Below are 22,226 nucleotides of genomic sequence, written 5' to 3' on the forward strand. Positions count from 1 at the left end.
GGCACCTGAAAACCTTTTGGTACGCGATGCGACAGCATCCTGCTGATTCAACATCTTACCCATGCTTCATGAGCCGAGCTTCACGCGTCGAACTGCATGGCAGGGAGTGGTCATGGCTGACGCGCCTCGCGCCAGCGAATTTGGTTGCGAATGCTAATTCTTATCAATAACAAGCGCAACATGATATGCGCATTCCTCCTCTAAAACGCCATTAATACCGTCTCATTTAAGGCTTAATAAACAGTGGCTTGTGCACCACTCGTCAAAAACATTGTTGTCCTCGCGTAGAATTCGTTAAGTCAGGATGCGATCCCGATGCCAGGTCAACAGTGCTCATGCACCAAAATTTAGTCACCGCGAGAGCGAATCAAGACGTCTTGACACAGGGAGAGTAAACATTCTACCTTGCACACGTAGAACGTTTGTTCTCCTTTGAGTTCTCTCCAATGGCCTCGACATGATTCAACACGATATCGCCGCCCGCCTGGAGTCTCTCTTCAGCCAACGCGGCTTTGCAGAACCCAGCGTTTCCGAGCTAAAGGCGGCGTCAAGCGTCAGTTTGCGCACGCTTTATCGCCACTTCCCCTCCAAGGAAAGCATGGTGATTGGAGCTCTCCAGCATCGCCATGAGCGCTATCTGGCCTTTCTGGAAGAGGATGTGCCAGCACAAGGTAGAGATGCGCTCTCCCATCTTTACCAGCGTCTGGCGCATTGGATGCAGTACGAGGCCCCCAATGGCTGCATGTCAGTCAACGCGCTGGCAGCCTTCCCAGACAACGCTGACGTTCGCGATGCCGTGCAGCGCCACAAGCAGGAAATCCTGCAATGGCTTGGCGAACGTAGCGGCCAGCCAGCCCTTGCCACTGAACTGTTTCTGATCCACGAAGGCGCTTCATCGGCCTGGCTGGTATTAGGCAAAGCAGCCATCGAAGCAGCGCGATCAGCAACCCTCACACTATTGGGAGAACCACGCTCATGAGCCCTCTTTCCGCAGGCAACGACAATATGCGCGGCGTCTACTTGACCGGCCACGGTGGCCCGGAAGTTCTGGAAGTGCGCGATGATATCCCTTGCCCGATACCCGGTCCGCGCGACGTACTAGTGCGCGTCGGTGCGGCAGGCGTCAACAATACTGACATCAACATTCGTCTGGCTTGGTACTCCAAGGGCAATGCCGACGATGAAGATGCCAGCTGGTCTGGCAAGCCGATGGAGTTCCCCCGCATTCAAGGCGCTGACGTCTGCGGCGAGATCACCGCCGTGGGCCGCGACGTGGACCCGTCACGAGTAGGTGAGCGCGTGTTGATCGACCCTTGTCTGTTCGAGCATGACGGCATCGCCCTCTCCCCACCGTGGTACTTCGGCGCCGAATGCAGTGGTGGCTTTGCCGAGTACACGACAGTCGCCGCCGGCCAGGCACATTGCATCAACAGTCCCTTGAGCGATATTGAACTCGCCTCCTTCCCCTGCTCCTACTCGACGGCTGAGAACCTGCTTACCCGCGCCAGCCTTGCTCAGGGAGAAAGCGTTCTGATCACGGGCGCCTCCGGCGGCGTCGGCTCAGCGGCCATCCAGCTTGCCAAGGCGCGCGGCGCGCATGTCACTGCCGTGACCAGCCAGGCCAAGGCGCAGACACTGCGTGAATTGGGGGCCGATCAGGTCGTGTTGAGAGACGAGGCACTGACGACGGCGTTGGCAGGCAACAGTGTGGATGTGGTCATTGATCTGGTCGGGGGTCCTCAATGGCCGCAGCTGCTTGAGCTGCTACGCCAAGGGGGCCGCTATGCCGTCTCTGGTGCGATTGCAGGGCCAGTGGTGGAGCTTGACCTGCGCACGCTGTATCTCAAGGACTTGAGCTTCTTCGGTTGCACGGTACTGGCACCCGAAGTGTTTCCAAACCTGATCCGCCATATCGAGCAAGGCAATATCGTGCCACTGGTCGCTGAGACGTTCCCGCTTGAGGATATCGCCAAGGCTCAGGAAATGTTCCAACAGAAGAGTCACGTGGGCAAGATCGTCCTGAGCGTCAGCCAGGCTGACTGAGCTCCTGCGACTGGCTGAGCTCCCGCGACTGACAAAAGCGCCACAATAGACGACGATCAGATAACGCGGATCTGGCACTTCAGACGTGACACGTAAAAAGGGCTACCCGATGGGTAGCCCTTTTCATGCCACTGATCTTCATGCCACTGACAGATGCTGGCGATTACTGCGCGCGCTTGTCTTCAGTATTGGTCTCGAAGTCACTCGCCGAATGTCGCTCGATCAACTGCTCTTCAGGCTCACCCCAGAAGCGATTGACCATGCGACCTCGCTTGACTGCAGGACGCTCGGCAATCGACTTCGCCCAGCGTTGCACGTGGGTGTAGTCCTGCACCGCCAGGAACTCGGCAGCGTCATAGAGCTTGCCTTCCACCAGAGAGCCATACCAGGCGTAGATGGCAATATCGGCGATGGTGTACTCATCTCCCGCGATATAGGCATTATCAGCCAACTGGCGATCAAGCACGTCGAGCTGACGCTTGGTCTCCATGGTGAAGCGATTGATCGGGTACTCAAGCTTCTCTGGTGCGTAGTTGTAGAAGTGACCGAAACCGCCGCCCAGATACGGCGCGGAGCCCATCTGCCAGAACAGCCAGTTCATCACCTCAACACGCTGTGCCGGATCCTTCGGCATCAGGGCACCGAACTTGTCCGCAAGGTGTAGCAGGATGGAGCCCGACTCGAACACTCTCAAAGGCGCGTCACCCGTGTTGTCGACGAGGGCCGGGATCTTGGAGTTCGGATTGATCGCGACAAACCCGCTGCCGAATTGGTCACCATCGCCGATACGAATCGGCCAGGCATCGTATTCAGCACCCTTGTGACCCAGCGCCAACAACTCCTCGAACATGATGGTGGCCTTCACACCATTCGGCGTCGCCATGGAATACAGCTGAAAGGGATGCTCACCCACCGGTAGTTCCTTGTCGTGCGTCGGGCCAGCGATCGGGCGATTGGTGCTGGCAAACTTGCCGCCGCTCTCGTTTTCCCATTTCCAGACCTTGGGTGGCTGATAGCTATCGCTCATTATCTGAACTCCTTGTGCCCTTGGCGGGCTTGAACATTACAGTCTGCGTCAGAGAACGAGTGGACATTCCCAACTCAACCGGATGCACTAGTTATGACGGCTGACCTTAAGTATCACAAGGGGGTGAAATGGCTAAAGTTTGTTGCTAATATGCCAACAGTTTTTGGGGAGTAGCCCGCTTTCGATGCCCTATCGAGAGTCTCGGATGTCAACACAGTCGGCAGGCATTGCCGTGGCACCGAGGACCCACCATCAGATCACGCCCATGATCTGCCAGGATGAGGTTCGGCGAGACCAATGACAGAATGACGCTCCCGGCCGGTGGCGTGATTTTGTTATTGTCTCGTTACCGGCCTTGGAAATCCTGACACATGCCATTCTTTTCCATCCTGTTACTCGCCTTCTCCATGTCTTGTGATGCCTTCGCGGCAGCGCTATGCAAGGGGGCTGTCATCCGGCGACCCACCTTGTCCGACGCCCTGCGTATCGGCCTCATCTTTGGCATCATCGAAACCATCACGCCCATGCTCGGCTGGCTGATCGGACGCTCCGTCGCAAGCTACGTGGAGCAGTGGGACCACTGGATCGCCTTCGGCTTACTCTTGATGCTTGGCCTGCACATGATTCACGAAGGCCTATCAAAGAACGAAGTGGCTGATGATGACTGCAATAGTGCACAGTTATCTCTCCCTCGCCTGATCCTGACAGGCCTCTCAACCAGTATCGATGCCATGGCAGTGGGCGCCGGTCTGGCCTTTGCTGGCGTCAATATCATCACCACCGCTCTGGCGATCGGCACTGCCACCTTCCTGATGGCGACTATTGGCGTAATGCTAGGCGGCGTACTCGGCAAGATGGTCGGTAAACGTGCCGAAATTGTCGGCGGTATCGTCTTGATCGGTATCGGGACGACCATCTTGCTTGAACACACGGGTCATTTAGGCTGAGCCCTCCCCCTTGAAATGAGCGCAACTGCCTGCATGTCTTGGGTAGCCGGTTCACGCCAGCCCGCAGATCAATGCCGTGGCAGAATCACTGGTCACGGCGTGCTTTATCATTAGGGAGTTAATGTCATGTATACCCGTAAACTGCATCCCGGCAGCGATTTCCCCGCGATTGACGTCACACGAAGCGATGGCGAGACGCTGACACTTGGCAAGCCACAGGGCGAACATGACTGGCAGCTGATCATCGTGTATCGCGGCAAGCATTGTCCGATCTGTACCAAGTTCCTCAACAAGCTAGAAAGCTATCGCGAACGTTTCAGTGCCCAGGGCGTCGATCTGGTCGCAGTATCGGCTGATAGCCAGCAACAGTTGACCGAACACATGGAATCGCTTGACCTCAACTTCCCACTCGCCTGCGGACTGAGCCTGGAGCAGATGCAGACACTTGGGCTGTTCATTTCGGAGCCTCGCAGTGAGAAGGAGACCGACCACGATTTCCCGGAACCCGCTTTCTTTGTCCTCAATGCCGAAGGCAAGGTGCAGATAGAAGAAGTGGCAAACGCGCCCTTCGTTCGTCCGGACCTCGACACGTTGGTAGGCGGCATCGAATTCATTCGCAAGCCGGATAACCACTATCCTATCCGCGGAACAAAGCACTACGAATAAGATGGCATGAACAAGATAACACCATAGAATTGGGGCAAATGGCATCATGCCAAGCCTCTGCTATCAACACCCCAGTGCATCTCGTGCACTGGGGTGTTTGCGTTCCAGATTTCATCAAAAAAAGTTTTCATCCGCGACATCTGAAAACGAATGACAGGCGTTAGAGATAAGGCAAGGGAGACAACAACACACATTTTGCCGCTAGCATTATCCTTTTCTGTTTACGGAGTCGTCATAATGAAAACAACTATCTGCATCTCTGGCCTGCTGGCCGCTCTCACCCTTAGCCCGATGACACTGGCCATGGATGTACCGGAAAGTGTGATGGTGCCAGAAGGCAACAAGGTCGCCATGGAAACCGTCGGTGTTGGCAAGATCAAATGGGCATGTGAAGCCAAGGATGATGGCACCATGGGCTGGGTCTTCAAGGGCCCGGACGCCGCGCTCAATGATGCTGATGGCAAGCAAGTCGGCAAGTACTACGGCCCGCCGGCTACCTGGGAGTCCATGGATGGTTCCAAGATCACCGGCAAGCAGCTGGGTATCGAACCGAATGGCAAGGGCAACATTCCGCTGCAGCTCGTGCAGGCCAATCCTGCCGAGGGCGAAGGTCACATGATGGGCGTGACCTACGTTCAGCGCCTCAATACCCAGGGTGGCGCAGCACCGGCCATGGCCTGTGATGACGCGCACAAGGACAAGGTTGAAATTGTGACCTACCAGGCCGATTATCTCTTCTATAAGGCCATGTAAATCAGGCATTTCATGACATGATATCTCGTACACATGACACGCGAGACATTCCTGCATGAACCTGGAATGAGAAAAGCCCGACACACGAAAATGAGTGTCGGGCTTTTTCATGTCTGACGATCAATACAATGCATGGCAAGCATCGAGACTTGAGGATGACTACCTCACGTCAGTGTCAGCAAGGTATAGGGCGCTTCACAGGCATGACGTTCATCACGTGCATCAACGCTGCCCAACGCGTAATTGCGATCGTTGTCATAGACGACGAACAGTCGCTCACGATCCAACACCGCCAAACCCTCAGCCTTGTGCTCGAACTCAAGCACTTCTCCCGCTTCATTCTTCACCAGTGTCGGCGCCTTCCCAGCATGAAAGTCGGCCAGTGAGAGCACCCAGAGATAACCACCGATCACCTCCTCTCCTGCCTGTTCGGTCTCGAAACTGGTGACCAGATACAGACGCGCATGATAGGGATCATATTCGAGACTAGACAGCCCACACTCGTGTCGCACACCAGCGTACTCGGCTGGATCGAACGCGTAGACGTCGTGCAGCTCCTCGATGAACTCGATGTTGTCGCTATCGGTCAACGCATAGCGCGCACCGATGACGCGCCGCACATACTGGAAGTCATCGTGGGAATTACCCTGTTCACGGACACCGAACAACAGCAGGCCATCGCCCTTGTCACTCGGCACCACCGCCAACCCTTCTATCTTGTAGTACGGCTCACCAATCGCAGCGTCGAGTTTCTGCCGAAACTCCAATGAGCCTTCAACCCCATCACGAGGGTCAGGGTCCACCACCTGCACCTTGTCTGGCTCATCCAGCGGCCAGATCAACAAGTGATTATAATCATTGAGATCATGACTTTCGCTATCGATGCGGTCGAAACCTGTCGTTGCAAGCATGTGCCGACCGTCTGTCGTCAGTGCGAAATCCTCATATTTGACTGCCTGACGGATACGCGCCGCGGTCAGGTACTCAAGCTGACTGTCATCCGGACCGCTGGAATCCAATGGTAGCGAGAACACCGCCGATCGTCCCTCTCCCGGAATCGGCTTGTCACTCGCCATCAATAGCCGCTCACCGTCATAGGCAACTGCGGATATTTCAGCATTGACCAGCTTTCCTGATGCATCTTTCAATCCTGCTGGAAAGCAATGAATCGTGCCCTGTTGTGTAATGCGTACCTGGGCCATGTGTGCTCCCTATCGTGAAGAAAATAAATCTTGGAACGTTTTATCTCGATAGCAGATGGGACAGGCGATGAGCAGCGGAGTTCGTATTGTCATGGTCACACTCTGACGGTCGCCATTTCTGGGGCTCCAGCCGTGGCGCGACCTACCAAGCAGCACCGACACAACGGGGCAAAATCCAGCTTGTGCCGAGAAGCAGGATGCCAGCTTCTGTCAGTCAGTTTTAAGCGCCCAATACAACGATGCCCCACCATGACGGGCGGGGCATCGTTGTATCATTTTTCCAGCGCTATCTTATCGGTCTATTGCGCAGCCGTCAGGCTGGCCAGTTCAGGCATGGGCTGCCTGAAGCCTCGCGTCAACCAACACAGCCAGAGCATACCGATGGCAAGCCAGACGCCACCTAGCAACAGCGCCCGCGCATCGAGACTGACCATCAGCCATACGATGGCAAACAAGCCAATCAAGGGGAAAAGTAAAAAGAAGACAGCTCCGTGCAGGCCTCTACGTTTCTCTCGAACATAGTAATGAGCCATCACTGCAATATTGACCAAGGCGAAGGCGACAAAGGCCCCGAAGTTGATGAAGGATGCGGCAGAGAGGACGTCCATGGTCAGTGCCAACAGCGCCACCATCCCACTCAACACTAGCCCTCCGACAGGTGTTCCATAGCGCCCCAGCTGACCAAGAAGCCGCTTGGGAAGGAGTCCATCACGTCCCATTGCATACAGTAAGCGCGCGCCACTCGCCTGTGCTGCTATACCGGAGGCAAACTGTCCCACTACAAGGCCAATCAGGAAGATGCTGACGAAGAGGTCTCCACCGATATTGCGTGCTATCTCATACGCTGCTGCATCAGGATTTTCAAAGACCCCTCCAGGTGCTGCCAATTGCACGAAATAAGACACGACAACGAAGATGAGACCGCCAATCAACGTGATCAACAAGATGGCACGCGGCAAAGTACGCTGAGGATCACGCGTCTCCTCCGTCAGGGTCGTCACTGCATCAAACCCGAGGAAGGAGTAACAGGCAATGGCAGCACCGGCCATCAACATCGGTAGCGTCCCTGATGCTTCTCCCATTCCGGTAAAGGGCACGAGGCTGAACAACGGCTGCGAGGCATCGCCGACGATGTAGCGAATGGCCAATGCCACAAATGCCACGATTACCAGCATCTGTATCAGCATCATCACGCCATTGATGGCACTCGCCAATCTCAGCCCGACAATATTGATGAGTGTCGTGACAATGATGAAGGCAATCAACCACGCAGCAACGGGAATTGCCGGAAAAGCCGAGTTGAGGTAAGCCGCCCCAATCAGCCAGATCACCATTGGCAAGAACAAGTAATCCAGGATGATTGCCCAACCGGCGATGAACCCGAGACGCTCATCAATGGCATGCCGAACATAGGCATAGGCGGAGCCCGCCACAGGGTAGGCACAGGCCATGCGCCCATAACTATGCGCCGTGAACAACATCGCAAGCAGCGCTACCGCATAGGCACCTGACACGGCACCTGAAGTCACCATCGCCAATACGCCAAAGGTGCCCAATACGATAATCGGCGTCATGTACGCCAAGCCGAACATGACGACCTGACTCAAAGAGAGCAAGCTTTTCTGTCGAGACATCTTCATTACCTTTTATAATTATTGATCTTTATTGACTACCTTTCCCGGCAAAGGCATCAGCCCGAAAAATGTTGCGCTGAATCCCGTCGGCGCTCTCTTCAGAAGCGCCAGGCAGTGCTGTTGGAAGTGCTCGCCTGGCTGAGAGCATCCTGAGACGAGGTAGGAAGCGGAGCACTCGGCTCTCCCGCGAGTGCAATCCGACGATCAGCGAGATAGTCGTAGTCCTTGCGCGCGCGTGAAAGCAACGCAATATCCAGTGTGACGAGATAGATACCTTCTTCCCGCTCTGCCTGAAACACGGTCTCTCCTGACGGTGAAAATACGCCGCTCTCGCCCGCGAAGGTCAGTCCTGCCCCCTCGCCACACCGGTTGCTCATCGCAAGAAAACACTGATTATCCTGAGCACGTGCTTGCGCGGCACGATGATGTGTCGGGCCATAGGGGTCCATGTTGCCATTGGTTACCACGATGACATCGACGCCCAACTGCGCTAGCGCGCGTGAGGTCTCCGGGAATTCGATGTCGTAGCAGATCATCAATCCCAAGGTCAGCCCACGCCATTCAATGACACCCATGCGGTCGCCGGGAACCACCAGGTTTCGCTCGTCTGGCCACAGGTGTGTCTTGCGATAGCTCAGCGCGACACCCGATTCAGGCGTGATCAATAGCGTCGTGTTGTAGGTTTCTTGCTCGCCTTTTTCCAATAGCCCAATGGCAAGCGCACAGTCATGATGACGGCTCGCGTCGCACAACATCTCGATTTCAGGCCCGTCCAGAGACAGCGCGCGATCTGCCACGTGCCCTATTTCGGCAAATCCACTGAGGTGTGTCTCGGGGAATATCATCAAGGAAACTGCGTCACCATGACGAGTGATGGCATCAAGTGCCGTGGTAAGGTTACGTGCGATATCACCCTCGACACTCGGAACTTGTGCTAACGCTATCTTCATGCAGAACTCCAGTGCCTCATATCCAAAGGCGTGACGGGGGATTGAAGGAGAGTGAGATCGAGTATCCGCATTTCACGGCGGTTGCCAATTACCTGACAGGGTTACCCCAGAAAGGGGCCTGCCAACAGCGTACAGACACGGCTCCTCTGTCATGTGCATCATGTGAGCTGCCAAAAGATTCTTGATGAAAGGGACATGCTTCACCATGAGCACCGAAGAATCAGCAGACGTGCTGACCTCGCTCGGATGGCACAGAGACTTCTCGCTACTCCTGCGCGAGCTTGAAAAGGAAACATTCTGGCGCTCGACGAGTCGCGTGCTTTCACGTCATCTGTGTTTCAACACATGGGTCGCACTGGTATTCCACCGTGATCATCCGCCCACAATTCTGGCAGACAGTGATGAAGATGACGGTGCAGATGAGATGCTCTTCCAGGATTATCAGAAGGGGCTGTATTTATTGGATCCCTTCTATGTTGCAGCGCGTGCGACACCCGTCTGTACATTGGTCACCCTGGACGATGTCGCTCCCGAGCAGTTTACGCAGACCGAATATTACCAACGCTATTTCAGGCGCAATATTGTCGCGGATGAAGTTCAACTAAATCAGCCGTTGGAAAATGGCAGTCTCTTGTGTCTCTCACTAGGGTCGGTTGAAACCTTCAATACGGCTGCACTCGGCTTGTTGCAATTGATCCAGCCATGGCTTTGCGAGTTGATGCGACTACGCATTGCCCATGAAACCTCACGAAGCCATCCTCCTCGCGTACATCCCTGGCACCCAATGGGTGATCAACAACTGCCAGGCACCTCACGTCATGGCCTGACCGAGCGTGAACGAGAGGTGAGCCAGTTGATGCTCGGAGGTTGCTCGACCAAGGAAATTGCCCGTCGGCTGGGTATTTCCATTGAAACAGTACGCGCTCACAAGAAGCATCTGTATTCCAAGCTGGGAATTAATACACAGGCCGAGCTGTTTTCGCGTTTCTGGCAGGAGCAACCGTAATCTATCTCAATGCAGCACATTGCGAATGAAACGCAATGTGCCAGTACCAGCATTATGATAACGGTAGGGTTGATCGCTGGGATAGACGTGGAAGTCACCCGCCGCAATCACATGAGTACCTGACTCAAGCTCAAGCGTCAGCTCACCTTCGGTGACCACCAACATCTCGTGCCAGCCCGCTCCGTCGGCTGCACAGAAGTATTCCTCGTCAGGCGCTAGTGTCCAGGACCATAGCTCGACTTCCTGGGTCGCGGGCTTGCTCGCCAGAAGCACCGCGCGGCTCTCGGGAGTGCTACCCACCCAAGCCACTTCATTAATACGTGCAGAGTCCTGACTCTCCGGTGGCTGTACCAGTGCGTAAAACAGTACGCCCAGCGCTTCAGCCAGTTTATCAAGTGTGCTCAGGCTGACATTGACATCGCCCTTCTCAATATTGACCAACATGCGGCGACTGATGCCCGCCTGCTCCGCCAATAGTTGTTGACTCAATTCGGCTGCCAACCGCAATCGCCGCACATTCGTCGCGACATGAACCAATACATCAGGACGATCTTTACTGTTGTGCAATATAGTGCGCATACGTACAATCCTGCTGAGCCTGAGTGCTTGGTGATCAGGTGCTTGGCGAACGAGCCCATCACCATCGAAAGTTCGCCAAGATCCCTTTCATTTCCTGAATCATGCCGCATGTGCCTGTCGCTGGCCATGCCCTACCCTGCCCTGCCAAAGGAGCCCATCATGTCAGCCGCTGTGATCTCGACTTCTCGTCTGTGGCCAGTCGCCATGCTGCTGGTCGCCATGTGTTCCATCCAAAGCGGCGCCTCGCTTGCGACATCACTTTTCCCGATGGTAGGTGCCAGCGGGGCTACTGCCATCCGCTTGCTGATCGCCTCAGCATTGCTATTGGCGATTCTACGCCCGTGGCGCAAGCCGGTAACACGTAAGGCATGGAAGTCGATCACGATCTATGGCATCGCGTTAGGCGTGATGAACCTGCTGTTCTATCAGGCTATCCAGACGGTACCGCTAGGCATCGCAGTCGCACTGGAATTCACCGGCCCACTGGCCGTCGCCCTGCTCAGCTCCCGTCGCTGGTTGGATCTCGGTTGGGTAGCACTGGCAATTCTTGGACTGGTACTGCTCCTGTTACTCGGTGAGGATACGGCAGCACCCATCGATCCGGTCGGTGCTGCCTACGCGCTGGGGGCGGGTGTCTGCTGGGCGCTATATATCTTGTTTGGTCAGAAGGCTGGTGCGGGTAACGGCACGCAAAGTGCTGCACTCGGCATCACCATTGCCGCGATTGTCGTCGCCCCCATAGGCCTGATGGAGGCTGGCACGGCTATTTTCAGCCTGGAGGTGCTCCCCTTGGCACTGGCCGTTGCCGTACTCTCGACCGCATTGCCCTATACGCTGGAAATGTGTGCCATGCCGCGCCTGCCAACGCATACCTTCGGTACGTTGATGAGCCTGGAACCTGCCATCGCTGCAGTATCGGGATTGTTGTTCCTCGGCCAAGAGTTAGGGACGCTACAGTGGCTAGCCATTGGATTAGTGATCACGGCATCAGTGGGCACTACATTGACAGGCAAGTCTCGCGATATCATCGAAGCACCAGTGCCGGATTAATCAAGATAATCTGGCATCCCATGACATCAGAGACAGTCATTTATAGGGCTAGAAGAGTGGTATATCGTCATCTGCCTTGCCACGATATTGCTGCGATAAGGAGCGAGTGACATGTCTTCTGTTTCTTCCCCCTCACGCTCTACAGGCCAAATGATTGTATGGTTCGGACTGAGCTTTCTCACGGCGGCAGTCGGAGCGATTGCCTCAGTTGACGCCAAGACCTTCTATGCCAGCCTCACTCAACCTGACTGGGCACCTCCTGCAGGAGCTTTCGGGCCAGTATGGACAACGCTCTTCGTGATGATGGCTCTCGCTGCCTGGCTGGTGGTACGTGATGGCAAACAAGCACGTCATCGACGCGCGCTCGGAGTGTTCATCGCACAATTGATCGTCAATGCGCTGTGGAGCTGGCTATTCTTTGCATGGCATCTAGGCGCAGCCGCTTTCATTGATGTTCTGCTATTGTGGGTGCTCATTGCATTCACGCTAGTCGCCTTCTGGCGCATCAAGCCTCTGGCGGGCCTGCTGATGCTGCCTTATCTACTGTGGGTGACACTAGCGAGCGCCCTGACCTGGTCAGTTTGGCAGGCTAACCCAGCACTATTAGGTTGACGGTATGTTTAGCCTGAACTGAGCCACGCGCTTGCCATCGCCGCGGCTCTTACAACAAGCTAGCCCGACCATTGGCCGGGCTAGCTTGTCTCTATCTGTGTGTCCTCATCATCAGGGGGCGCACCTGGCTCTCGCCCTACCATCCATCACAGGTCAACTCCCGCAGTCTTCCCTCTTCGACTACCAGCACGCGATCAGCGACCTTGCGCAGCAGGGCCGTATCATGACTGACCAGCATCAATGCCATCCCCTGCTCACGAACCATCGCGACCATCTGAGCGATCACTTCCTGCTGCACGAGTGGGTCCAGTCGCGATGTCGGCTCGTCGGCGAAGATGAAGCGAGGCTTGATCAGCATCAACTGCAGCAGTGCAAAGCGTTGCAGCTCACCGCCAGATACCTGTCCCGGCAATCGCGCCAACAGTTCTGGTGCCAGGGCCAGTCGCTCCATCAACCCGGGCAATTCACCATCATCGAGCCGGTGGCGTGAAATGATATCTTTCAGCAAGCGGCCCAAGGTGCGATACGGCGGGAAGATCGCGACAGGGTCCTGATACAGCTTCTGATAATGCATTGCCACATCATCACGCAGCACCTGCCCTTCACGGGACGCGAGCAGCCCCAGCAGCGCATCTCCCAACGATGATTTTCCGCAGCCAGATACGCCCTGAATGCCGACTATCTCGCCATTGCTCATACTGAGATTCACGTCACGCAGCAGAGGTTGCTTGCTCCGCGCTACCGTCAGACCCTCGGCACGAATGATGGCCTTGCGGGAGCTAGACTCAGCTGGCGCATCACACATGGAGCGTGGCACCTCAGGCCATGCCTCAGGTGCAGCCGCGATCAGCCGACGAGTATAAGGATGCGTCGGCGCCGCCATGACCTCGCGTGTTTCACCTTGCTCGATGACTTCCCCCTTGCACATCACCATGAGGCGCCCACCAATCTGGCGCGCCAGCGCCATATCATGGGTGATCACCAGCAGACCCGCTCGTGGCGTCTCTGCCAGTGACTTGAGCAGCATGTCGCCAATCTCGCTGACACGTACGGCGTCCACCCCCTTGGTCGGCTCATCGGCAATCAACAATGGCGCTCCACCCGCACGCGCGGCGGCGAACGCCACACGCTGCGCCATCCCGCCAGAAAGCTTGCCGGGCAGCTGCTCGCTGGCTGCGGCGATACCAAGTTGTGCGAGATCCGCCTGAGCAGCTTGACGAGATGCCTGCGCCCCACGCCTTGCCACCAGCCGATAGGCCTCACCGACTTGCTTGACTACTTTCATCAAAGGATCCAACGCCAACCATGGCTCCTGTGGGAGCACTGCCATGCGACGCCCCCACAGCGGCTGCCGATTGGCTGGCGTGTGCAACGGGTACTCAGTTCCGTCGAGCCACAAGCTGCCAGAGGCAGCCAGCTCACGTGGCAAAGTCCCCAATAGCGACTGCGCCAGGAGACTCTTGCCGGACCCTGTCTCACCGATCACCACCAGCGGCTCACCCGCCTGTAGTGAAAGCGACAGCGGCGATAACAAAGGGGGCCGAGCTGATACTGCGCCCCGTAGCATCACACTGACTGCCTCCGCTTCCAGCACGATGGCCGTCTCGGATGCGTCTGCTGGCTTCACATGCTCTATCACGGCATTCATGCGCGTGCTCCTGCAATATTGCCTGCGGTGGATGCCTTGGTATCGCCACCGGACATCAGCAGCAGTCCCAGTAGAAGCAGAAAAGTGACCAGAACGGGAGCCAGAAGCGCTAAAGGTGCCTCACGCCAGTACGGCAACAGCTCGACCATCATGGTCCCAAGCTCCGGCGTGGGTGCCGGAATACCGACATGCACGAAGCCCAGCGCGGCAATCGCCATCAGCGCATTGGCCATGCCGAAGGCCATCGCCGTCAGCATCACGGGGGCCATCTCTGGCCACAGGTGATGACGAAAACGATAGAACGCCCCGAAACCCAACAGGCGACTGGCCTCGATACCGGGACTTGCCAGCACGCTGCGTCCGGTGGCGCGTGACAGGCGGAAGAATTCGACCCACAGCACCAGCGACAGGCCCAGCCACAGCGCCAGCGGCGTGGACGGCACAATGACGCTGACCATCAGCACCAGTAGCAGCCCGGGCAGAGCCAACAGGCTATCGGCCACGAGATTCAGAAGGCGCTCCACCCAGCCACCACGCCCGGCAGCAAGCAAGCCCAGCGAGATACCCGCTAACACGGCACAGACCACGGCTCCCGCCGCGATGGACAATGACAGGCCAAGCGCTGCCACCAGACGGTGATACAGCGAGCGTCCCAGATGGTCGTAGCCCAGTGGGGCCAATGCGACCCCACTCTCTGCCCCTCCGGCATTCATGCCTTGCAGTGCACGGTAAAGGTGCTGCTCCAGCGGATCACCCGGTATCACTAGATTGCCCAGCAAGGCCAGCAACACCAGACTCGCGACCAGCCCGGCACCGATCATGTGACGCAGCGACCAGCGGGAGCCCGAGAGGGTTCTTCGCACATGATGCGTTGAAGTCTGTTCAAGCAGGTTCATTGCACACCTCGGGGATCCAGTTGGCGGCCCAGCAGATCAACGAGCAGATTGATCACCACGAAACCGACACCCAGCACCAAAGCAGTGCCCTGCACCATCGGTACATCACGCGAGAAGATGGCATGCACCAACGCATGACCTATCCCTGGCCAGCCGAAGATGCTCTCGATCACGACCACTCCCTCCACCAATGTGACGAACTGCAGGCCCAGGTAGGTCACCAATGGCAACGCGACATGCCGCAGGCCATGCCGCCAGAAGGTCTGCGCAGTGGTGAGCCCCTTCCAGCGCGCGAAGTCGTGAAAGGCGGTTTGCGTCACTGCCGCCATGGCATCTCGCGCCAGGCGAGCTGATACCGCCGCGAGCCCAAGCGCGAGCGTCAGTGCGGGAAGGATGAAGTGCTGAGCCTCGCCATGTCCGGCAGCAGGCAACACCCCCATCTCCACCGCCAACAACAGGATCAATACCAGCGCGAGCAGAAACTGAGGGATGGCGCGCAGTAGACTGCAAACCGCCAGCAGGCAGCGGTCCAGCATGCCTCCGGCACGCAGCCCTGCCAGCAAGCCCAGCGGAGGGCCGATCAACAGTGACAAACCAAGCGCTGCACCTGCCAGTGACAGCGAATTACCCAACTGGTGGCGTATTTCGTTCCAGACCGGCTCACCGGAAATCAGCGATGTGCCCAGTTCAAGCCGCAGGATATCGCCCAGCCAGTAAAGGAAGCTCAGCCCGCCGGAAGACTCCATCCCCATCTCCGCACGCACCGAGGCTGCGGCTGCCGCATCCAGCGCATCGTACCCATAACGGCCAGCGGCGATTCTCCACGAAGCATCCCCCGGCAGACTTTGCATCATCAGATAGCTGGCGCCGCCCACCATCAGCACCACCATCAATAGCTGTAACAAACGTGATGGGATATTCATGGTGCCCACCGCAGATCAGAAAGGCCAAAACTACGCTCCCAGGGGTCTACCTGAGCGCTTTCAAGACGATTCGAGATCGCCAGATTCTGGTAATACCAGGCAATCGGAATCACCGGCAGTGCGTCCTGCAATACGCGACTGGCCTCGCCACGCGGGTCGCGCCCATCATCGGAAGCGCCATGTCCTTCGCGTGCCATTCGGGCAAGATCAGCCGTGAAATCCACGTCATGCCAGCCCATTGCTCCCCAATCGCCACCTGGCGCCTCAGCTGTGCCGGCATAGTCGCTCAGCAAGGTGCCGATGGGGTCTGGCACCAGGGCCAGATTCCGCGCGAACAGGGCGAGTTCAAGACTGCCATCATGATGGCCTGAAGGAATCGCGGAGAAGTTGGTGATATCGAGACGTGTCGCGATACCGATGGCATGGAACTGACGCTCCAGTACCGTGGCCACCAGCGGGAGTTCAGGACGATCAGAGAAGGTGATCAGCGAGACTGCGAGCTGCTGGTCGCCCTTGTGACGAATACCGTCTTCCCCTACCTGCCAACCGGCAGCCTCCAGTAACTCACGCGCCTTGATGACATCCTGATGCAACGCCGGCAGTGCCGCGTTGTGCCAGCCTTCGATCATCGGGGGAAACAGCTGGCTGGCACCTTCGGGATAGCGCAGCACCACCTGAGCGATGGCAGTCCGGTCAATCGCCAGACTCAATGCACGACGGACATCTGGCGAGCTGAAAGCCGCATGATTGGCATTGACCTTGAGCAGCAAGGTACGCGGGGTCGGCGCAGAGGCCAGCGAGACACGAGGTGAATCCCTCAGACGCTGGCGACTGGCAGGGTCCAGAGAATAGGTAAAATCAGCATCACCGCTTTCTGCCATCAGTGCTCGGCCTTCGGCACGACTCACCGCCTGATAGCGTGCGCGCCGTATGTCGGGCTGCTCACCCCAATAATCTGCAAAAGCAGCCACCTCAAGACTCAATGGCGGTGACATGCTCATCATGCGATAAGGCCCGGTACCAATCACGGCAAGCGCAGTCCCTGAGTCGTCATAAGCAGATGGCGCCAATATCTGCTGACGGTAATCGGCTAGATACGCAGGGAGCGCTGCGAATGGTTCACTCAAGTGAATCAACAAGGTGTCACCCTGAGCCACGATGTCGGTCACGGGGACCGACTTGAGCAACCCCGGCTTTGCACGCGCTATCTCAAGAGCCTGCACCGCCGCTTGGGCCGTCAAGAGACTGCCATCATGAAATTTCACCTTGGAGCGCAACGTGAATTTCCATATCAGGCTGTCATCACTCACCGACCACTCAGTCGCCAGCCCAGGCCGCAGCTGTCCCGTGGCATCCACATCCACCAGCGTCTCCACCATCTGCATCCGTTGGAACAGGATACCGCTGAGCAGCGGGTCTGCCCCTTTGATGTCGAACGGTGCGACGATTTCCAGTCTCCGCACAGCACTTTCTCGTGATGAGAGTGCCTCCCCTTCTGCTGCATGTACCGCCGGTGTCAAACCAGCGCTCATTGTCATCACTGCCAGCCATGACCACCGGGAAGCCTTGCTGGACAACGTCTGCCGCCAACTGTGCAGAAAATGGAGTTGGCTGAGCTTGATTGATCCAGTGGAGAAAGGCGTGGCTAGCGGCCGACCAGAAAGTCGTCCACGGTGACACCATCGGAACCTTGAAAGGCTGTTGAACATCTGCATTGCGCATCCTGAAAATTAGCTTCACTGCTACCGCTCAAGGAACGCCAGCCAAGAAACGCCAGCCAAGAAACGCAATGTTATAGTATAACTAACACATTCTAGCAACCATCGACTTCACTTCGGGTACTGGACAGACATTCACTTGTCAAAAAACCCACAAAACCTGAAGATGGTGTGCTTATATCAGTGTGTACTAACTGACTAGAGAGTCAGGCTGCATCATAGATATCGCGTTGGACAATTTTCCCCGTACAAACTCCAATGAAAACGGAAGGATCATGGATGATCTCAGCATTACCCCAATCAACGACACACCGGCCAACCGCTATCTAATCGATGCGGCACAGCGCCTGTGTTGTGGCAACATGCTCGTGACGTACAAACGGCATGGCCTCCACTGGAACGAGGATCAGTTCAAGGAGAAGTGGCAGGACAACAAGAATTTCGCGATACGCATCAATGGTGAGTGGGTCGGCTTTCTTAGCCTGAAAATCCTGACTGATATGCTATATCTACGTGATCTGCAGCTCTTGCCTGACTGGCAACGGCGCGGCGTTGGTTCAGCATGTCTGGAATGGCTGATTTCCCTTGCTCGCCAGCCAGAGATCAGCCTGCAAACAGTAGATACTCATGAAATGAAGATACAGAAACACGCCAGATCACTACGACTGCGAGTCTTTTCTGATAGCCCCGCGCTAGCGCTTTATGAGCGTCATGGCTTTGAGCAGGTCAGCGAGCAATGCACACCGACTCGAGCCGGTGGCATCCTCGCACTGCAGCATAACCCTCACTCTACTGTCTCGACTCAGGTCATAGCGGATAGCACTCTTCATACTGACAGCGATGTGAAAGCTAGCGTGTAACAAGCAACATTGGTAGCACAGAGTCTGTCTGAAATATTCACGCAACAGCCACATTACCCTCAACAAGAAGCAGATCTAGCAAGAGAGTAGTTCAGCTTCGCTGCGCACACGGACGTAATTCAGCGACCCAGCAGTCAGAAGTGATACCTATAAAAAACGCCAACGCCCAGTCAATTGACTGGGCGTTGGCGTTCATGATGAGCGAGTAGTAATCACACGCCCTCTAGATCATTGCCCTGAACATTGCGACTCGATCAACGCGCCAGGAATTCCAGAATATAACGAGTCGTTTCTTGCGGCTTTTCATCCGTTACCCAGTGACCCGCATTCTCGACCCAGACAAGCTCAGCACCTGGAATAGCCTCTGCCAACATGGGCCCATAATCCGGCTTCTGAAAGCTATCCTTGTCTCCCCACAGTACCAAGGTGTCAATCTCGATATTCTTGAGATCACCGGCGATCGCTTCAGTGTATTCCTTGTTGAGCCGGCGCATGTTGCGGAAGAAGGCTGCCTTGCCTTCAGCGCTGTTCCATTGTGCGACATAACGCTCGACCATTTCTTCAGTGGCCACTGCCGGATCATACACACCGCTCGGCATGAAGCCGCGCATGGTGCTGATGAACTCTTCGACACTGGTCGCCTCTTCAACACCCGGCTCCAGCAATTGCTTGAACTCCGGAATCGGCCAGGAATCAAAACACACGCTATCAATCAACACCTGACGACGTATACGTTCAGGATGGTTGACCGCCATCAGTTGACCAATACCGCCACCAATATCGTGTGAAACGACGTCGGCACGTGCGATACCCAATGCATCCATCAATTTGATGAAAATACGCGTTTGAGCGTTGATGGAAACATCAGCGTCCAGCGGCATATCCGACTCACCATAGTTGAGCATATCCGGCGCAATGACACGATAGTGCTTGGCCAGCTCCGGCATCACTTCACGCCACATCAGCTTGTTGGTTGGAATACCATGAATCAACAATAATGGTTGGCCTTCGCCCATTTCCTTGTAAGCAATGCGGTGTCCTTCGATCATTGCATATTGCGTTTCAAGGGCTTCCATCTGCGTGTTGGCGTTAGTCATCATTACCTCTTCTGGCAAAAGAACTTCAATCACTACAAGCCGTTGTGCGCTTGCATCATGAACGTGAGGTCACCTTAACCCACTATTGAGCGGTCACTCAAGAACAATTTTGATCAATCACTCAAAATAGGGTCTAATATGTTCATCCAATTTCAGGGAAACGCCCATGGCCCGTGTCATCAACCGCAGTCTGCTCGACTTTCCTCGCTTGACGATCAACCTTGTGACCTACCCCGAAGGCCACAGTGTCATGCGTCACAATGATCCGATGGGAAGCGGCAGTTATTACAAGTTCAATGTCGTTCTCAAGAAGCCTGCACAAGGCGGTATCTTTGAAACCGATGACACCATCTTCTCGCTATTTGATCGCATCGTATTCTTCAGACCAGACCTTCATGAACACAGCGTCAGCCGTATCGAACAAGGTAAGCGCGTGCTGTTGAGCATTGCTCTGCATGCGCCGTGGCGCTGATCCGAATGGACAAATGGACAGCGAGTTGGCAGCCACACACCAAAACGCCAGTCAGCAAAGGCCGACTGGCGTTCTGACACGGGCTTGCCCTTGAGAACTAGGGCATCTTGTCCAGACCGACGCGATAGAGTGCAAAGCCAGCCTCATCTTCCCCTACCTGCGTCATCGGATAGACGGCGTGCGAATCAATGAATTCAGCCGCCTGATCCCCATTGGCAGTAGTGAAGCGGATATCCAATGCAGTATCGGCATTGATCGAGGCCAAGCGCCAGTTATGGTCAGCGGTAGGATCAACCGCGCCCTGTTCCTTTGTCTGATGACTGATGTATTGCGCAAGAATGGTGCGATTCTCGTCCGGTGAGGCAAAGACAACATGCGACTCACCAGTCCCGGGGAAGGTCTCGCCATAAGCACGATAGTTGTTGGTCGCCAACAGGAAGGTATCGTCATCCTGTACTGGCTTGCCATCACGCATCAACGAGTTGATACGATGTGACCCAGGGTTGACCAACGCACAGTCACCGTCGTAACGCGCAGGCTGCGTGACATCTACCTGATACTCCACCCCATCAATGACATCGAAGTTGTAGCTGCGGAACCCTTCCCAGTTGATCAGCATCTGCGGCTCACTGCGTTGCGGATCAATCTGATTGAACTGGCCGGCGCTACACTCCAGCCATTCGCGCACCTGCTGACCCGTGACTTTCAGGGTGACCAGGGTATTGGGATACAGATAAAGGTCTGCCGCATTACGGAAGCTGAGCTCGCCCGCCTCCATCTCGGTGAATTGGGTCGGATCATTATGCCGTCCGCCCACCTTGAAAGGCGCTGCTGCTGACAGAATCGATAGTCCCTCGAGATCAGGATCTCCCTCGACGAAGCGTTCGACATAATCAGCCTGAGCACGATTGACGATCTGGATGGTAGGATCATCCTGCACCAACGCGAGATAGCTTTTCATCGAGGCGCTGGCACGACCAATATCTCGATTGACGTACTCGCGCGTGGCATCGTGCTCTGGCTTCACCAAGGCAGCCAACTTGGCATCCTCCTCCACCTGAGGCTTGCCGTCGACTTGTATGGGACGTGCCTGTGCCTTGCCATCGATGACCTGCCATTTCCCGGAGTCATTGCTCAACGTCAGGTCCATCACCCCGACGTGGCTCCCCCAATGTCCCGGCATCATCGCAGGTACGCCATTGAGCGTCCCTCTAGCGATATCAGCCCCCGGTACCTCAGCAAATTCATCGCTGGGGAAGACAGCATGCGCATGCCCAAAAGCAATGCCATCGATACCCTTGACCTGAGACAGGTAATAGACCGAATTCTCGGCCATCACACGATAAGGGTCCGTCGAGATACCGGAGTGCGGAATGGCGATCACCACGTCAGCACCTGCCTTTCGCATCTCGGGCACCCAGCGACGCGCACTGACCGTAATGTCTTCCGCGGTCAAACGCCCTTTGAGATGTTTGCTATCCCACGTCATGACCTGCGGCGGAGCAAAGCCGATGTAGCCAATCTTCAACGCATGGGCATCGCCATTCGTATCGGTGAAAGTATGCGCAATGATCCGATAGGGAGTGAAGTAAGGCTTGCCCGTCTTTGCATCCAGCAGATTGGCATTCACATAAGGGAACTGCGCACCAGCCAGAACACGCTTGAGATACTCAAGCCCGTAGTTGAACTCGTGATTACCGATATTGCCGACATCGTAATCAAGCTGATTCATGACCTTGTAGGCAGGAAAGACCTCGTCATCCTTTAGCCCTTCATCCGCCATGTAATCGCCCATCGGACTTCCCTGAATCAGGTCACCATTATCGAGCAAGACACTGTTAACAACCTCGCTTCGCGCTTGCGTGATAAGACCAGCGGCCCGTACCAGGCCAATACGCACACTGGGGCGATCCTTGTAGTAATCGAAGTCCATCACATTGGCATGAATGTCAGTCGTTTCGATCACTCTCAGCGAAAGCGTGGCGGCAGTCGCCGAGATGCTGACAGTCATCGCAACACCTAGACTCGCCAAGGCCCAATAGGTGGGGATCAGGCGCGTATGGCTTGGCACACGAGTCTTCGTTGAGCGAGGCATTTGGGCAATGGGTGACATTCAAGACATCCTTGTCATGATAAACGGGCA

Annotated in this window: 21 protein-coding genes; 10 read left to right on the forward strand and 11 right to left on the reverse strand. The window is 56.0% G+C overall.

Going from position 1 to position 22,226, the window contains the following annotated elements:
- Window positions 1–457 precede the first annotated feature (457 nt).
- Complete coding sequence (locus tag CFN46_RS09065; protein WP_024950997.1) at window positions 458–979, forward strand: TetR/AcrR family transcriptional regulator; 522 nt, start codon at window positions 458–460, stop codon at window positions 977–979.
- The gene (locus CFN46_RS09070) at window positions 976–2,043 is read left to right on the forward strand and encodes an alcohol dehydrogenase family protein (protein ID WP_088743316.1); all 1,068 of its coding nucleotides are present in this window, start codon (window positions 976–978) and stop codon (window positions 2,041–2,043) included. The genes CFN46_RS09065 and CFN46_RS09070 overlap by 4 nt, the downstream gene beginning before the upstream one ends.
- Window positions 2,044–2,206: 163 nt before the next feature.
- On the opposite strand, the gene yghU is transcribed toward CFN46_RS09070, so the two are convergent.
- Window positions 2,207–3,070, reverse strand: coding sequence for a glutathione-dependent disulfide-bond oxidoreductase (yghU, locus tag CFN46_RS09075; RefSeq protein ID WP_024950996.1), 864 nt, complete (start codon window positions 3,068–3,070; stop codon window positions 2,207–2,209).
- A 371-nt stretch (window positions 3,071–3,441) separates the two neighbouring features.
- Between yghU and CFN46_RS09080 the strand changes: the two genes are divergently transcribed.
- From CFN46_RS09080 to CFN46_RS09090, 3 genes are all read left to right on the forward strand, one after another.
- A complete protein-coding gene (locus CFN46_RS09080) occupies window positions 3,442–4,017 on the forward strand; it encodes a manganese efflux pump MntP family protein (protein WP_024950995.1) in 576 nt (191 codons plus the stop codon).
- 126 nt (window positions 4,018–4,143) lie between these two features.
- On the forward strand, window positions 4,144–4,683 hold the full coding sequence (locus CFN46_RS09085; protein WP_024950994.1) for a redoxin domain-containing protein: 540 nt from the start codon (window positions 4,144–4,146) through the stop codon (window positions 4,681–4,683).
- A gap of 237 nt (window positions 4,684–4,920) precedes the next feature.
- On the forward strand, window positions 4,921–5,436 hold the full coding sequence (locus CFN46_RS09090) for a DUF3455 domain-containing protein (protein WP_024950993.1): 516 nt from the start codon (window positions 4,921–4,923) through the stop codon (window positions 5,434–5,436).
- 164 nt (window positions 5,437–5,600) lie between these two features.
- On the opposite strand, the gene CFN46_RS09095 is transcribed toward CFN46_RS09090, so the two are convergent.
- The 3 genes from CFN46_RS09095 to CFN46_RS09105 form a co-directional block, all read right to left on the reverse strand.
- Entirely contained in the window at window positions 5,601–6,638 is a 1,038-nt protein-coding gene (locus tag CFN46_RS09095) for a hypothetical protein (RefSeq protein ID WP_024950992.1), read from the reverse strand.
- A gap of 299 nt (window positions 6,639–6,937) precedes the next feature.
- Window positions 6,938–8,272 carry an APC family permease gene (locus CFN46_RS09100; RefSeq protein WP_088743317.1) on the reverse strand — a complete coding sequence of 445 codons (1,335 nt, stop codon included), beginning with the start codon at window positions 8,270–8,272 and terminating at the stop codon, window positions 6,938–6,940.
- A gap of 98 nt (window positions 8,273–8,370) precedes the next feature.
- Entirely contained in the window at window positions 8,371–9,222 is an 852-nt protein-coding gene (locus CFN46_RS09105; RefSeq protein ID WP_088743318.1) for a carbon-nitrogen hydrolase family protein, read from the reverse strand.
- Window positions 9,223–9,427: 205 nt separating this feature from the next.
- On the opposite strand from CFN46_RS09105, the gene CFN46_RS09110 reads away from it, so the two are divergent.
- A complete protein-coding gene (locus CFN46_RS09110) occupies window positions 9,428–10,228 on the forward strand; it encodes a helix-turn-helix transcriptional regulator (RefSeq protein ID WP_024950990.1) in 801 nt (266 codons plus the stop codon).
- A gap of 6 nt (window positions 10,229–10,234) precedes the next feature.
- Here the strand turns inward: CFN46_RS09110 and CFN46_RS09115 are convergent, their stop codons facing one another.
- Window positions 10,235–10,807, reverse strand: coding sequence for a helix-turn-helix domain-containing protein (locus CFN46_RS09115; protein WP_088743319.1), 573 nt, complete (start codon window positions 10,805–10,807; stop codon window positions 10,235–10,237).
- Window positions 10,808–10,966: 159 nt separating this feature from the next.
- Between CFN46_RS09115 and rhtA the strand changes: the two genes are divergently transcribed.
- Entirely contained in the window at window positions 10,967–11,857 is an 891-nt protein-coding gene (gene rhtA, locus CFN46_RS09120) for a threonine/homoserine exporter RhtA (protein WP_035158829.1), read from the forward strand.
- Window positions 11,858–11,968: 111 nt separating this feature from the next.
- The gene (locus CFN46_RS09125) at window positions 11,969–12,469 is read left to right on the forward strand and encodes a TspO/MBR family protein (protein ID WP_088743320.1); all 501 of its coding nucleotides are present in this window, start codon (window positions 11,969–11,971) and stop codon (window positions 12,467–12,469) included.
- Window positions 12,470–12,605: 136 nt separating this feature from the next.
- Here the strand turns inward: CFN46_RS09125 and CFN46_RS09130 are convergent, their stop codons facing one another.
- Genes CFN46_RS09130 through CFN46_RS09145 form a run of 4 tightly spaced genes read right to left on the reverse strand, consistent with a single transcriptional unit; the run spans window position 12,606 to window position 17,468 of the window.
- Complete coding sequence (locus CFN46_RS09130) at window positions 12,606–14,117, reverse strand: ABC transporter ATP-binding protein (RefSeq protein WP_217897802.1); 1,512 nt, start codon at window positions 14,115–14,117, stop codon at window positions 12,606–12,608.
- The gene (locus CFN46_RS09135) at window positions 14,114–15,013 is read right to left on the reverse strand and encodes an ABC transporter permease (protein ID WP_217897803.1); all 900 of its coding nucleotides are present in this window, start codon (window positions 15,011–15,013) and stop codon (window positions 14,114–14,116) included. Before CFN46_RS09135 ends, CFN46_RS09130 begins: the two co-directional genes overlap by 4 nt.
- Window positions 15,010–15,936, reverse strand: coding sequence for an ABC transporter permease (locus tag CFN46_RS09140; protein WP_088743321.1), 927 nt, complete (start codon window positions 15,934–15,936; stop codon window positions 15,010–15,012). Before CFN46_RS09140 ends, CFN46_RS09135 begins: the two co-directional genes overlap by 4 nt.
- A complete protein-coding gene (locus CFN46_RS09145; protein ID WP_217897805.1) occupies window positions 15,933–17,468 on the reverse strand; it encodes an ABC transporter substrate-binding protein in 1,536 nt (511 codons plus the stop codon). The genes CFN46_RS09140 and CFN46_RS09145 overlap by 4 nt, the downstream gene beginning before the upstream one ends.
- Window positions 17,469–17,929: 461 nt before the next feature.
- Between CFN46_RS09145 and CFN46_RS09150 the strand changes: the two genes are divergently transcribed.
- Window positions 17,930–18,514, forward strand: coding sequence for an N-acetyltransferase (locus CFN46_RS09150; RefSeq protein WP_088743323.1), 585 nt, complete (start codon window positions 17,930–17,932; stop codon window positions 18,512–18,514).
- Window positions 18,515–18,768: 254 nt separating this feature from the next.
- On the opposite strand, the gene CFN46_RS09155 is transcribed toward CFN46_RS09150, so the two are convergent.
- On the reverse strand, window positions 18,769–19,611 hold the full coding sequence (locus CFN46_RS09155; RefSeq protein WP_246116523.1) for an alpha/beta fold hydrolase: 843 nt from the start codon (window positions 19,609–19,611) through the stop codon (window positions 18,769–18,771).
- Window positions 19,612–19,777: 166 nt separating this feature from the next.
- Here CFN46_RS09155 and CFN46_RS09160 point away from each other — a divergent pair, with 166 nt between their 5' ends.
- Window positions 19,778–20,083 (forward strand): hypothetical protein, encoded by a 306-nt coding sequence (locus CFN46_RS09160; protein ID WP_024950982.1) that lies wholly within the window; start codon window positions 19,778–19,780, stop codon window positions 20,081–20,083.
- Window positions 20,084–20,180: 97 nt separating this feature from the next.
- Here the strand turns inward: CFN46_RS09160 and CFN46_RS09165 are convergent, their stop codons facing one another.
- Complete coding sequence (locus CFN46_RS09165; protein WP_217897806.1) at window positions 20,181–22,196, reverse strand: bifunctional 2',3'-cyclic-nucleotide 2'-phosphodiesterase/3'-nucleotidase; 2,016 nt, start codon at window positions 22,194–22,196, stop codon at window positions 20,181–20,183.
- Window positions 22,197–22,226 lie beyond the last annotated feature (30 nt).

Origin of the sequence: Cobetia sp. QF-1, from assembly GCF_002213105.1 — a bacterium.
Classification (GTDB): domain Bacteria; phylum Pseudomonadota; class Gammaproteobacteria; order Pseudomonadales; family Halomonadaceae; genus Cobetia; species Cobetia crustatorum.